Source organism: Acidimicrobiales bacterium (genome assembly GCA_041394185.1).
Taxonomy (GTDB): Bacteria; Actinomycetota; Acidimicrobiia; order Acidimicrobiales; family Poriferisodalaceae; genus JAAETH01.
The window spans coordinates 126,348-138,309 of the sequence record JAWKIQ010000003.1 but is presented as its reverse complement, the minus strand read 5'-3'; the positions used below and the strand labels follow the sequence as shown (position 1 = coordinate 138,309).

The window sequence follows — 11,962 nt, the reverse complement described above, 5'->3', positions numbered from 1 at the left end:
GTGCCGGGTACGCGCCCAGAGCTTCAGTCGGGGCGGGTGCCTCGCGAGTAGGCCTCGAGCAGTCTGGGCGCATCCAGTACATCGAGGTGGTCCAGCAGATCCAGACCCTGATCGATGACGAAGTCGGTCAGCTGTTCGACCACCGTGGCTCGCAGGTCTTCTGGCGTCCACGGCTTGGCGATGTAGTGGTCGAGATCGGCCGAGTTGATCGCCCTGATCGTGTCTTGGTGGCCGGCCTGTCCGGTGATCAGCACCTTGCGGATCGGTGCGGTCGCCGGGTCGTTGTGCAACTGCACCAGGAGATCCACCCCGGTGCGCCCGGGCAGCCGATGGTCGGCCAGCACCAGGGCCACCCGGTCACCGTCTGCTGCGGCCTCGGACATGGCCGCTAGGGCATCGTCGAAACTCTCTGCCTCGTCGACGCGAATCTTCCCGGTGAGCGGCGCGAGGTCTCTGACCACGGCTGCGCGCACCTCGGGCTCGTCCTCCACGACCAGGATCACCAGCTCGTTCATCGGTTGACCTCCCCTGAAATGGTGGCGTCGGCGGGCAGGTCGACGGTGAACACGGTTCGGCCCGGCTCTGATTCGAGGCGTATGGAGCCGCCGTGTTCTTCGACTATCTGCCTGCTGATCGATAGTCCCAGGCCCAGCCCGAAGCGCACCTGGCCGTCCTTGGTGGTGAACCGGGGCTCGAATATCTGGTCGATCATCTCGGGTGGTACCCCGGGTCCGTCATCCTCGACCTCGACTCGTATTCCACCGGCTGAGGGGCCGAGCCTGACGGCGATCGTGCCGGCCTCGTCGGTTGCGTCCAGTGCGTTGGCCAGCAGGTTCGTCCATACCTGCTGCAGTGCACCGGGCCGCGCTGTCAGCCTGGGCGAAGCGGGGTCGAAATCGCGATGCAGCTCGACTGCGCGCATCCGGTGAGAAAGCAGCCGAATGGCGTTGTCGAGGCCCTCGGCGACATCCACCCCGGGCAGCAGTGGGCCGCGCCCATCCTCGCCGCGCGAGTAGGCACGCAAGCTGTCGACCAGCGATCTGATGCGTTCGGCAGCGGTCAACGAGTTGCGCACTGCTCGCCCCAGCCTGGCTGCGGCCTCGGCCCGTTGGAGTTCGGATGGGTCAAGGCGGTTCAGATCTTCGAGCTCACCGGTATCGGTAATGCCCAGGTCGATCAGCCGGTCGGCCAGTTGCCTGTCGTTCAGCTGGGCGGTCAGGGTTCGGCGAAGCGCTCGTTTGTCGGCCGATGACGGTTGCGCGGTGTCGAGCTGGCGGGCCAGTGCCTTCGCCGCCAGCGGGTCGCTGATGGCCGCCGACAGGTCTTCGACCACGTGGTCCATCGACCGCAGCAGAGCGGCGGTCGGGTTGTTGAGCTCGTGAGCCATGCCGGCCGAGAGCTCACCCAAGGTCGCAAAGCGGGCGCTAGACACCAGTTGGGCCCTGGCCGCCGACAGATCGGCGATGCTCTGCTCGAGCTCGACCTGAAGCTCGTCTGACCTTCTGAGCCTGCGAGCCAACGAAGACACCAGCACCCGGTTGAGCAAGCCGGAGAGCTCGGGTTCGCCCGCCAGAGCCCTTCCCAGCTGATCAAGCGTCACCGGTATCGCTCGCACATCGCTGACGGCCTTGCACGTAAGCATCGCTCGCCGGTGGCTGGCCAGCGACAGCAAACCCACGACCGAACCCGTCGAGTTCTCGTGAAGTATGTGCTCGCCGGTGGCGGCCACCGATGTCAGCCGCACAACGCCCTCGAGGATCACATAGATGCCGCCGACGTCTTCGCCGGCCTCGATCATGGTGGTGCCCGGGGCGACCCGGATGCGCGGCGGGTGGCCGAGAGTCTTGTCTAGCAACTCGACGAAGCGTTGCTCGATGGCTGCGTCGCGGGTGTCGTGATCCAGCAAGGGGTGGGTCGCCGAGGCCTCACCCGGATTGGCCCCGCGTTCTTCGGTCAGTCTCGCGGCGGCTTCAGCACGGTCGGATTCACCCAACACCCCCACGAAATGGTCGAGCAACTCGGGCGCCCATTCCAACAAGAAGGTGGTCAGGTGGGCATCGAGCATCCGCTGCAGGCCGTGCTGGGTCCAGGGCTTGGCGATCATGCCGTGTACAGCGCCGGCCTGCAGGGCCCGGTCGACGCCATGCAGCGAAGCCCGTGCAGTGACCAGGACTATTCGCGACGCCGCCAGGGCGTCGTGGTGGTGCATCGAGACGATGTCGTCGGCGCGGTCGGCAGCACCCGGAGATGTGAGGTCGACCTCGGCGAACACCACGGCCACCAGCGTGCCCACCGACCGCGCCTGTCTGGCCGCCGAGATCGCCGTGGCAGCATCGGGCACCACCAGAACCTCGACACGATCGACCAGGTGTTCCTGGATGGCGGCAGCGAGCTGGCCACCCGTCGACTCGTCGGAATCGACGACCAGGATCATCACCTGGCCGTTCACTGCACCAGCCCCATCAGCCGCCACATGGGCGGCGCTGCGAAGACGGCGAGCACCAGGCCGAAGGCCCCGACAGCAACGCCGATCGAGGCCAGGTCCTTGGTGCGGATTGCGCCGGTGGCATAGGCGATCGCGTTGGGTGGTGTGCTTATGGGCAGTGCCATGGCCAGCGAACAACCCAGCGCCACGACCACACCGGCCACCAGGGGGTCGAGGCCGACGTCTGGCGACATCGCCAGACTGACGGCGATGGGAACCACCAGGTTCGCGGTGGCCGAGTTCGATATCAGGGTGCTCAGAACCAAGGCGATCACGCCCAGCGCGGCACCCAACGCCACAGTCGGCAACGAGCCCCAGTCGAACAGGCCCACCAGCCAGTCGTCCAACCCCGTTGTGGCGACCCCGTTGCCCAGCGCAATGCCGCCACCCACCAGCCACAAGACGTGCCAATTGATGTGCTGAAGGTCGTCGACCCCGACCACTCCGGTGGCCATCAGGACCACCACCGGGGTGAAGCCCACGACGGCCGAAGGTATGCCGTGCAGCGGTTCGGTGACCCAGCCCAGGACAGTCAGCGCGAACACCGCGTACAGGATCACCGCGCGGCGGCTGCGGTCGAAGGCACCGCCGATGCGGACGTCGATCGAGGTCGCCGATGGCCGGTACAGCCGGGTCAGCAACAACCAGGCGAAGGCCAGCACGGCGATCATCAGGGGCATCGCCATCGCCATCCACTTGACGAAATCGACCGAGATCTGTTCGTCAGCCAGGCGGCCGAGGGCGATCGCGTTGGGCGGCGAACCGACGGGCGTGCCGAGGCCTCCTACGTTGGCGGCCACCGGCACTGCCAAGATCATCGACACCCTCAACGGGTCGGTTCGTTCGAGGCCTGCTGTCACGGGCAGCACCACCGCCATCATCGCGGCTGTGGTCGCTGTGTTCGACATGAACATCGACAGCATCGCGGTGATGACCATCAGCCCACCCAGGATCGATCTGGGTGAACTGCCAAACGGCCTCAGCAGCACGCCGGCCAGGTTTCGGTCCAGGCGGAAGCGGCCGGCGGCATCTGCCAGGACGAAACCACCGAGGAACAGCATCAGCACCGGATGGGCCAGGGTCGCGAAGAACGACGAGTACGGAGGTGCTTCGAATCCATCCGTTGTGGCCAGCACGGCTTCGTCGGAGATCAGCAACACCTCGGCCAAGATCACCATGATCGAGGTGGCCGACAGCGGAATCGCCTCGGTCACCCACAAGATGACGGCCGCTCCGAATATCGCCAACATACGGCTGGACTCGGTGGTCAGGTCGCCGGCATCACCCACCGCCAACACAACCACGAACCATGCCAACGCCGCGGCGATGGAGATGCGCCTGGTGGTCACCCGAGGTCGACCACTTCGGCCTTGATGATGCCAGGAACCCTGCGCAGGTCGGCCAGCACACCGGTGTCGGGCATTGTGTCCAGGTTGATGAACGACAGCGCGCGTCCGGCCTCGTCACCGCGCCCCAGACGCCACTCGCCGATGTTCACCTGGGCGTGGCCGAGCAGCGTGCCGACGGCGCCGATCACGCCGGGCATGTCGTCGTTGAGCATCAGCAGGACGATGCCCTCGGGTTTGGCGTCGAGTTGGTAGCCGCTGACCTGCACGATCCTGGGCTCGGAACCACCGAAGATCACCCCCGAGATGACCCGTTGGCCGCCTTCCCAGCTGACCCGGCAGCTGATCAGGTTGGGATAGTCACGCAGGCCCATTCCCCAGCCTTGGGAAACGGTGATGCCGTGGTCGGCGGCCAGTGCTGGTGCGTTGACGAAGTTGGCGTGTGTCACCCCGACGTTCGACAGCACGCCTGCCAGGACCCCCGCGGCCACCGTCGACAGGGTGTCGGTCGAACCGTCGGACACCTCGACCTCGACGTGGGTTATGGCCGAAGGCGCCATGACCTGGTGAATGCGACCCATGGCGGTTGCCAACGACAAGCGCGCCTCGGTCTCGGCGTCGAACCTGAACGGCACGTTCACGCAGCTGTTGAGCGACTCGCCTCGCAGCGCCCCCAGGACGTACTCGACCACTTGGAGCGACACGTCGCGCTGTGCTTCCAGCGTGCTGGCCCCCAAGTGTGGGGTGTGCACCACCTTCGGGTGGCCTATCAACGCGCTGTCGGCCGCCGGCGGTTCGTCTTGGTAGACGTCGAGCCCCGCGCCCCACACCGTGCCGTCGTCGAGCGCTGCGGCCAGGGCGGCCTCGTCGATCAACTGGCCGCGTGCGGCATTGATTATGACGACGCCCTTCTTCATCCGGGCGAACTCGTCTGGCCCCAGCAGAGCCGACCCGTCTGGCGCCGGAACGGCGTGAAGGGTCAATACGTCTGCGGTCTCGAGCACCAGGTCCAGGTCCAGCAGATCGACCTGGTGCTCACGTCCGACCAACTCGGATACGAACGGGTCATAGGCGACGACCTTCATGTCGAAGGCCTTGGCGCGCGTCGCCACCGCACGGCCGATCCGTCCGAACCCGATGACCCCCAGGGTGCGGCCCTTCAGATCGATGCCCGAGAAGCTCTTGCGGTCCCATTTGCCGTCGAGCATCGACGCGTGTGCGGCCGCGGTGCGTCGGGTCGTCGCCAGCATCAGAGCCATGGTCTGCTCTGCGGTGGCAACCGTGTTTGCCTGGGGTGTGTTCACGACCATGATGCCCCTGGCGGTGGCGGCGTCGAGGTCGACGTTGTCGACACCCACGCCCGCTCGGCCGATCACCTTCAACCCGTCGGCAGCCTGGATCAACTCGGCATCGACCGTGGTTCCGCTGCGGATGACCAGCGCGTCGGCTCCTGCGATAGACGCGATGAGCTCGGCCCGCGACTGCGCCGATGCATCGACGAGCTCGACGTCTGGCGCCTTCGCGAGGATCTCGAGACCGGCTGCGCCGAGCGAGTCGGAAACGAGCACTCTGAACTTGGTCATCGGTATTGCTCCGTGGTTGGCGGGTTGGCGCCGAACGCTTCGGCGAAGCGCCGGGCCGAGGGTGTGTCGTTGAACGTGAGATCGCCGACCTCGAACGCGTGTATTGCTGCAGCGAAACCGACGGTGCCGATCGAGGGATCGGCCGCGGCCAGCTCGCGGCCGACGGTGCCCGCTGCCAGGGCGACGATCGGCAGCAGCGACGGCGACCGCAGGTACACGTGGGCGTTGCGTTCCACTACGTCGCGGTGCGAAACCCCACCGAAGCCGACGAACAGGTCGACGCGCGGTGCCGCCACCAGGTCACTGACCCCGTCGCCGATGAGGATCGAGCGCTTGTCCGAGCCTGACAGGATCGAGTCGATGACATCGATCTTGCCGCTGGTCGTCGCAAGCGGCGACTGGGCGATGCCGGCGAATGCACCGCTGGATTGGCCGGGCCGCCACCACTGACCGCTGAGATCATCGTGTCGGGTCTCGACGGCATGAACGTCGTGTGGCTCTATGCCGAGAAACGCGGCGAACTCTCGCACCGGAGCCGCCAGACCACCGCTGACGACCGATATGTGGTGCCCAAGCGCCTTCAGAACCCTGACGGTATCGATGGCCCCTGGGGTGGCCGAGCGGCGATAACGCCTGTGTATCTCGCTGACCGCGCGTCTGTCCGGGCGCAACATCTCGAGGCGCTTCTCGTACACCTCGTCCAGTGGCACATCGCCGCGCATGGCGGCGTCTGTCATCTCGGCCACTGCCTGACGGTCTGGGTGGTCGCCGGCGAGTTCGTCGATGCCCTCGACCGTCGCGAGGGTTGCGTCGCAGTCGAAGATCACGTGGTGGAAGGCGGGCCACCTAGAGATGGGTGTGGAGGTCATCTTCCTGCGCTCGTAGTCGAGACTCCGACTCTACCGACACAGCCCTTGCACAATCTGTTGAGTCGGCCGCAGTTGGTCGACTTGAGCGGTGGCATGGGTCACGTCGCACCGCCGTGCACAGAGCTGCGGCCGCGATCATGGCGGCCCCGATCCAGACCAGGCTGGTCAGGGGCTGGACATTGATCAGCACCGCTGCCGCGCCAGTGTCGTCGGCCGATCGCAGGATCACCTGTACATCGCCCAGAAGGCCCCGGTCGGTTGCGGCCTCGGAGATGCGCACACCGCGATCGACCCGCTGCACGATGCTGGTGACATGGGGCGAGCCATCGATCTCGATGCTGGCTTCGACCGCCAGAAACGGATCCTCGACGACATCCAGGGCTATCAGCTCGACTTCGTGGCCTCGCACCGTCTGTGGAGTGCCCACCTGAAGCGTCGAGGCGACCGTGCTGGCTGCGGTGGTGCCCACAATGCCCACGGCCACCAGCGCGAACCCGAGATGTGCCAAGCTGCGCACCTGTTGCCGGGGCGACAGGCCCGTCGCCATTGCCGAACCGGCCGCAGCGGCCAGCGCCACTTGGGCGGGTTGATGGGCGCCGGTGCTCAGAGCCACAGCGGCTCCGACCATGCCGCCGGCGGCGGCCAGCAGCACGTTCTTTCGATCCGCCGAACGCAGGCTCATGAGGGGCAGTGCCAGTACCAGAGGGCCGAACAGCAGCCGTGAGTAGAACCATCCTTGGGTAGCGGCGCCGGGCAGGAAGGGGCGATAGGTCCCCAGCGCAACGACCGCCGCAGAGATCACCAGCAACGCCACCGCGACGGTTCGTTGCCTCCCGTGCCAGGTGCGGCTGTGCCCGGAAGGGCCGGCAGCGACTCGCCACACAACCAACGCACCTGCGGTCGCCAGCGCCGTCAGCGGCCACAGCCCCCAACCGATGGCACTGGCATCGGCGAAGGCGTGAACGCTCGTCCGCAGCGAGGTGCGGGTCAAAGCTGCGCCGCCGAAAACCGCGGGCCAAAGGGCGGCGTAAAGCCTCAGCCGGGTGGTCTGGCGTCGCGAGTGCAGCGAAGCCAGCAACAGCAACCAACAGACCAATGCGACGTTCTCGACCGGATCCCAAGCCCACCAGCCGCCCCACCCCAGTTCGACATAGGCCCACACCGCTCCCAGAGCCAACGCCGCGGTGGTGACCGCGGTCGCCGCGGCCGCAACGCGACGGGCGGCACCATCGTCACCGAATGCCGTCAACGCCGGGGCCAGGCACAGAGCCATGCCCAGGTACAGCAGCGGCGGGTGAATCAGCATCGCCGGATGCTCGAGGATCGGAGGTGGGCCCAGGCCCTCCAGCGGTGCCAGGTCGAGTCGCTCGAACGGGTCTGCCGCCAGAGCACATGTGGTTGCCAACACGGCGGTTGTGCCCGACGCGGCCGCCTGTTGCCACCGGCGCGGTGGAGTGCAGACCGCCAGCACTGCGACCACGACCGCACAGAAGAACAACATCGAACCTTCCGAGCCCGCCCACAGTGCTGCCAATCGCAGGGCCCCGTCCATGCCGGGCCTGACGTGGTCGGCCACGTATGTGACCTCGTAGTTCTCGGTCCATATCTGAATCGACAGCACCAGCGTGGCAACCCACACCGCCACGGCGCTCGCCCGCAGCCACGGTCTGAAGCGGCCCCGGTCCAGCAGCGCCGAAGCCGTGCCCAGAGCTGCTGCGGCCGCGGCTGTTGCCAGCGCAACGGTGCCGACAACGGGGTCCATAGGCTCCGAAATGTAGGCGCTGGTCCGGTGTGGCTATCGTCGGGCCATGCGCTTCAGCTTCTGGACCGGAAATTCTCACCCATGGGCCGAGATCCTCGACGCATGCTCTCACGCCGAGGCCACCGGCTGGGACGGCTTGTGGATAGCGGACCACTTCATGCCTCTGGCGGGCCCACCCGACGGTCCCGTGCACGAGGCATGGTCGGTTCTGGCCGCGCTGGCCGCAGCCGTACCCAGGGTGCGCCTGGGCCCGCTCGTGTGTGGCAACACCTATCGCAACCCTGCGTTGCTGGCCAAGATCGCAGCCTCGGTCGACCAGATCAGCGGCGGGCGCCTGGTCGTGGGCCTGGGTGCCGGCTGGCAGGAGAACGAACACCTGGCGTACGGATTCGAATACGGCACGGTCAAGACTCGCAGCGAACGCCTCGAAGAGGCGGCGGCGATCGTTCGCTCGCTGCTTCGCAACCAGACGACTTCGCTGTCTGGCGCCTACTACACGGTCATCGACGCACCGCTGGAGCCCAAGCCAGCCAATCCCGACATCCCGCTGCTCATCGGTGGCGGCGGCGAACAGCGCACGCTGCGAACGGCCGCCCGCTACGCCGATGAATGGAACGTATGGGGAACCCCAGAACTGCTGGCCGCAAAGATGGAGGTGCTCGACGCCCGGTGCGCCGAGGTGGATCGCGACCCCGGCGAGATCGCCCGATCGGCCGTGGCGCTGCTGGTACCCGGCGAGCTCCCCGAAGGCAACGACTTCCTGGCGTCGCGGCCGACCATCTCGGGTTCGGTCGAGCAGATGGTCGACACGGTCGGCCGCTACGTTCAGGTCGGTGTCGACGAGCTGGTCATACCCGACTTCACGCTGGGCTCGCTCGACAGGCGCAAGGACACGCTCGACATGTTCATGAACGAGGTCGTCTCGGCCGTGCGCTGAAGGGATCGGCGACCATCGGCGACAGCCCGATGGGAGGGGCCCGCCTCGAGCTGACGTTGCCCATCGACTGAACACTGCGACGCACGGTCGAGAATCTCCAGCTATCGTTGAAACGAACAGTTGTTCGAGTTACAATGCTGTCATTCCATAGAGGCTGCTCCGGTACACTCTGTTGCAGGCATTTGCATGTGACCGACCGGCCATCCGAGTCGTCAGCCGCCCGATCGGTCCCGAAGATCTCGACTGTCCCACCCCCTCCGTAGGGTCGGATCTCGTCAGATCCCGGCGGTCCGAAGCCGTCGGCGAACACGGGGCAACGAGGAGGAACACCGTGGAGCGAGAGAAGGCCTTGGACATGGCCCTGGCGCAGATAGAGCGTCAGTTCGGCAAGGGCTCGGTCATGAAGATGGGCGAACAGCCATCCATGATCGTCGAGTCGGTCTCGACGGGCAGCCTGGCCCTCGACATCGCCCTGGGTATCGGAGGGCTGCCGCGCGGCCGTGTCTGCGAGATCTACGGTCCTGAGGCCTCGGGCAAGTCGACCCTGGCCATGCACGTGGTTGCCGAAGCCCAGCGCAACGGCGGCATCTGCGCCTATGTCGACGCCGAGCACGCCATGGATCCCTCCTATGCCCGCAACATCGGGGTCGACGTCGACGAACTCCTCATCTCCCAGCCAGACACCGGCGAGCAGGCTCTCGAGATCACCGACATGCTCATCCGGTCGGGCGCCATCGACGTCATCGTCATCGACTCCGTGGCCGCCCTCACCCCCCGTGCCGAGATCGAGGGCGAGATGGGCGATACCCACGTCGGCCTTCAGGCTCGACTCATGTCCCAGGCGCTGCGCAAGATCACCGCCAACCTGAACAAGACCAAGACCATCTGCATCTTCATCAACCAGCTGCGCGAGAAGATCGGCGTCATGTTCGGTTCGCCCGAGACCACCCCGGGCGGTCGTGCGCTCAAGTTCTACTCGTCGGTTCGCATCGACATCCGCCGCATCGAGGCCATCAAGGACGGTGGCGACATCGTCGGTGGTCGCACCCGCACCAAGATCGTCAAGAACAAGGTGGCTCCGCCCTTCAAGCAGGCCGAGTTCGACATCATGTACGGCAAGGGCATCAGTCGCGAGGGGTCGCTGCTCGACGTTGGTGTCGAGCAGGGCATCGTCAAGAAGTCGGGTGCTTGGTACACCTACGAGGGCGAGCAGCTCGGTCAGGGCCGCGAGAACTCCAAGAATTTCCTGCTCGACAATCCCGAGATCGCCGTCGAGATCGACGACAAGGTGCGTTCGTTGCTCGGCGTAGGTGTCAAGGGCCCCGTCGAAGATGTCGATCTGACCGTCGAGGCAGAGTCGGCCAACGCCGACTGACATAGATCGCCCGCCCGTCACTCCCAACACGGGCGGCGAAAAACAGGCGACCGGCTGTGGCTGGTCCGGTCGCTGCGCATGTGCCCACGGACTCGTCCCCCAGACGACCGTGGGCACGAGCGCGTCTGGGCCCTCAGTTCAGTAGCCTGGCTGCCCGTGGCACGTAAGTACATCGTCAGAACCTTCGGGTGCCAGATGAACGAACACGACTCCGAGCGCATAGCCGGCCTGCTCGAGCAGGACGGCCTCGAGTCGACCGACCAGCTCGAGGACGCCGACGTCATCGTGCTCAACACGTGCTGCATCCGCGAGAACGCCGACAACAAGCTCTACGGCCATCTGGGTCACCTGAAGCGCCTGAAAGACAAGCGTCCCGACCTGCAGATCGCTGTAGGTGGGTGCCTGGCCCAAAAAGACCGCGACCTGATCCAGGAGAAGGCCGGTCACGTCGACGTCGTATTCGGTACCCACAACGTGGGGCGGGCGGCAGAGCTGCTAAACGAATCACGGATCAGCGGCCCCATCACCGAGATCATCGAAGAGAGCGACGAGTTCCCGTCGGCGTTGCCGGTTCAGCGCGACGCCGGACACGCGGCCTGGGTCACCATCCAGATCGGCTGCGACAACAACTGCGCCTTTTGTATCGTCCCCGCGGTTCGCGGAGCCGAGATCAGCCGCAGCTTCGGCGAGCTGGTCGACGAGGTCGCCGCCTTGGCCGCCGAGGGCATCACCGAAGTCACCCTGCTTGGCCAAAACGTCAACAGCTATGGCCGCGACCTCACCCTGGCCAACCGCAGTGCCGAGGTCGACGATCTACTTCGCCACACCACCGGGGCCGGTTGGGCCGACGGCGATCGTCGGGCCAGGCCACTGTTCGCCGATCTGCTTCGCTCGATCGGCGAAATCGAGGGCATTCGTCGAGTTCGTTACACCTCGCCCCACCCCAAGGACCTTCGCCCCGAGACCATCGCCGCCATGGCCGAGGTGCCAACCGTGTGCGAGCACCTGCACCTGCCTCTGCAGTCGGGTAGCGATGCCGTGCTTTCTGCCATGCATCGCGGCTACACGGCCCAGCGCTATTTGGAGAAGCTGGCCCATGCGCGGGCCACGGTCGACGACCTGGCAGTCACCACCGACATCATCGTCGGGTTCCCGGGCGAGACCGACGCCGATTTCGAAGCCACTCTCGAGGTGGCCGCCGCAGCCGAATACGACAGCGCATACACGTTCATCTTCAGCCCGCGCCCCGGCACCGAGGCCGCCGAGATGGTCGACCGCTATGTCGACGCGGCTGTGGTCGGCGAGCGCTTCGAACGACTGCGCCTGGTGATCGAGAGGTCGGGTCGGGCCAAACACCTGGCGCGCATTGGTCGCGTCGAGGAGGTCGCGGTCGAAGGCCCTTCCAAGCGCGACCCGGCGATGACCACCGGGCGCACCAGGCAGAACAAGCTGGTGCACTTCGCCTCGCCTCAGCCGCTTCGAATCGGCACCTACGCCAACGTTGAGGTCACCGACGCATTTGCCCACAGTCTCAAGGGCCAGTTCGTCGAGGTGGTTGCCCCGGCTACCCACCGCACTCGCATTCCGGTGGTGGCGCTCTGAGCA

9 protein-coding genes are annotated in these 11,962 nt (G+C 66.2%); 3 read left to right on the top strand and 6 right to left on the bottom strand.

What is annotated here, in order from left to right; all coding sequences use genetic code 11:
* Positions 1–23 precede the first annotated feature (23 nt).
* Genes R2770_14150 through ccsA form a run of 6 tightly spaced genes read right to left on the bottom strand, consistent with a single transcriptional unit; the run spans position 24 to position 8,045 of the window.
* Complete coding sequence (locus tag R2770_14150; protein MEZ5281597.1) at positions 24–515, bottom strand: response regulator; 492 nt, start codon at positions 513–515, stop codon at positions 24–26.
* Complete coding sequence (locus R2770_14145) at positions 512–2,449, bottom strand: ATP-binding protein (protein MEZ5281596.1); 1,938 nt, start codon at positions 2,447–2,449, stop codon at positions 512–514. The genes R2770_14150 and R2770_14145 overlap by 4 nt, the downstream gene beginning before the upstream one ends.
* Positions 2,446–3,834: a DASS family sodium-coupled anion symporter gene (locus tag R2770_14140; GenBank protein ID MEZ5281595.1), complete on the bottom strand. Its 1,389-nt coding sequence runs from the start codon at positions 3,832–3,834 to the stop codon at positions 2,446–2,448. Before R2770_14140 ends, R2770_14145 begins: the two co-directional genes overlap by 4 nt.
* Positions 3,831–5,414 (bottom strand): phosphoglycerate dehydrogenase, encoded by a 1,584-nt coding sequence (serA, locus tag R2770_14135; protein ID MEZ5281594.1) that lies wholly within the window; start codon positions 5,412–5,414, stop codon positions 3,831–3,833. Before serA ends, R2770_14140 begins: the two co-directional genes overlap by 4 nt.
* On the bottom strand, positions 5,411–6,283 hold the full coding sequence (locus tag R2770_14130) for an HAD-IB family phosphatase (GenBank protein ID MEZ5281593.1): 873 nt from the start codon (positions 6,281–6,283) through the stop codon (positions 5,411–5,413). Before R2770_14130 ends, serA begins: the two co-directional genes overlap by 4 nt.
* The gene (gene ccsA / locus R2770_14125; GenBank protein MEZ5281592.1) at positions 6,261–8,045 is read right to left on the bottom strand and encodes a cytochrome c biogenesis protein CcsA; all 1,785 of its coding nucleotides are present in this window, start codon (positions 8,043–8,045) and stop codon (positions 6,261–6,263) included. Before ccsA ends, R2770_14130 begins: the two co-directional genes overlap by 23 nt.
* 46 nt (positions 8,046–8,091) lie before the next feature.
* Between ccsA and R2770_14120 the strand changes: the two genes are divergently transcribed.
* From R2770_14120 to miaB, 3 genes are all read left to right on the top strand, one after another.
* Positions 8,092–8,982: a TIGR03560 family F420-dependent LLM class oxidoreductase gene (locus R2770_14120; protein ID MEZ5281591.1), complete on the top strand. Its 891-nt coding sequence runs from the start codon at positions 8,092–8,094 to the stop codon at positions 8,980–8,982.
* A 331-nt stretch (positions 8,983–9,313) separates the two neighbouring features.
* On the top strand, positions 9,314–10,357 hold the full coding sequence (gene recA / locus R2770_14115; protein ID MEZ5281590.1) for a recombinase RecA: 1,044 nt from the start codon (positions 9,314–9,316) through the stop codon (positions 10,355–10,357).
* A 156-nt stretch (positions 10,358–10,513) separates the two neighbouring features.
* Entirely contained in the window at positions 10,514–11,959 is a 1,446-nt protein-coding gene (miaB, locus tag R2770_14110) for a tRNA (N6-isopentenyl adenosine(37)-C2)-methylthiotransferase MiaB (GenBank protein MEZ5281589.1), read from the top strand.
* The last annotated feature ends 3 nt before the right edge of the window (positions 11,960–11,962 follow it).

What these genes read in the sequence shown, in the direction of transcription:
- R2770_14150 (MEZ5281597.1), bottom strand. Translation starts at nt 515, where the DNA reads ATGAACGAGCTGGTGATCCTGGTCGTGGAGGACGAGCCCGAGGTGCGC.
- serA (MEZ5281594.1), bottom strand. Translation starts at nt 5,414, where the DNA reads ATGACCAAGTTCAGAGTGCTCGTTTCCGACTCGCTCGGCGCAGCCGGT.
- R2770_14130 (MEZ5281593.1), bottom strand. Translation starts at nt 6,283, where the DNA reads ATGACCTCCACACCCATCTCTAGGTGGCCCGCCTTCCACCACGTGATC.
- ccsA (MEZ5281592.1), bottom strand. Translation starts at nt 8,045, where the DNA reads ATGGACCCCGTTGTCGGCACCGTTGCGCTGGCAACAGCCGCGGCCGCA.
- R2770_14120 (MEZ5281591.1), top strand. Translation starts at nt 8,092, where the DNA reads ATGCGCTTCAGCTTCTGGACCGGAAATTCTCACCCATGGGCCGAGATC.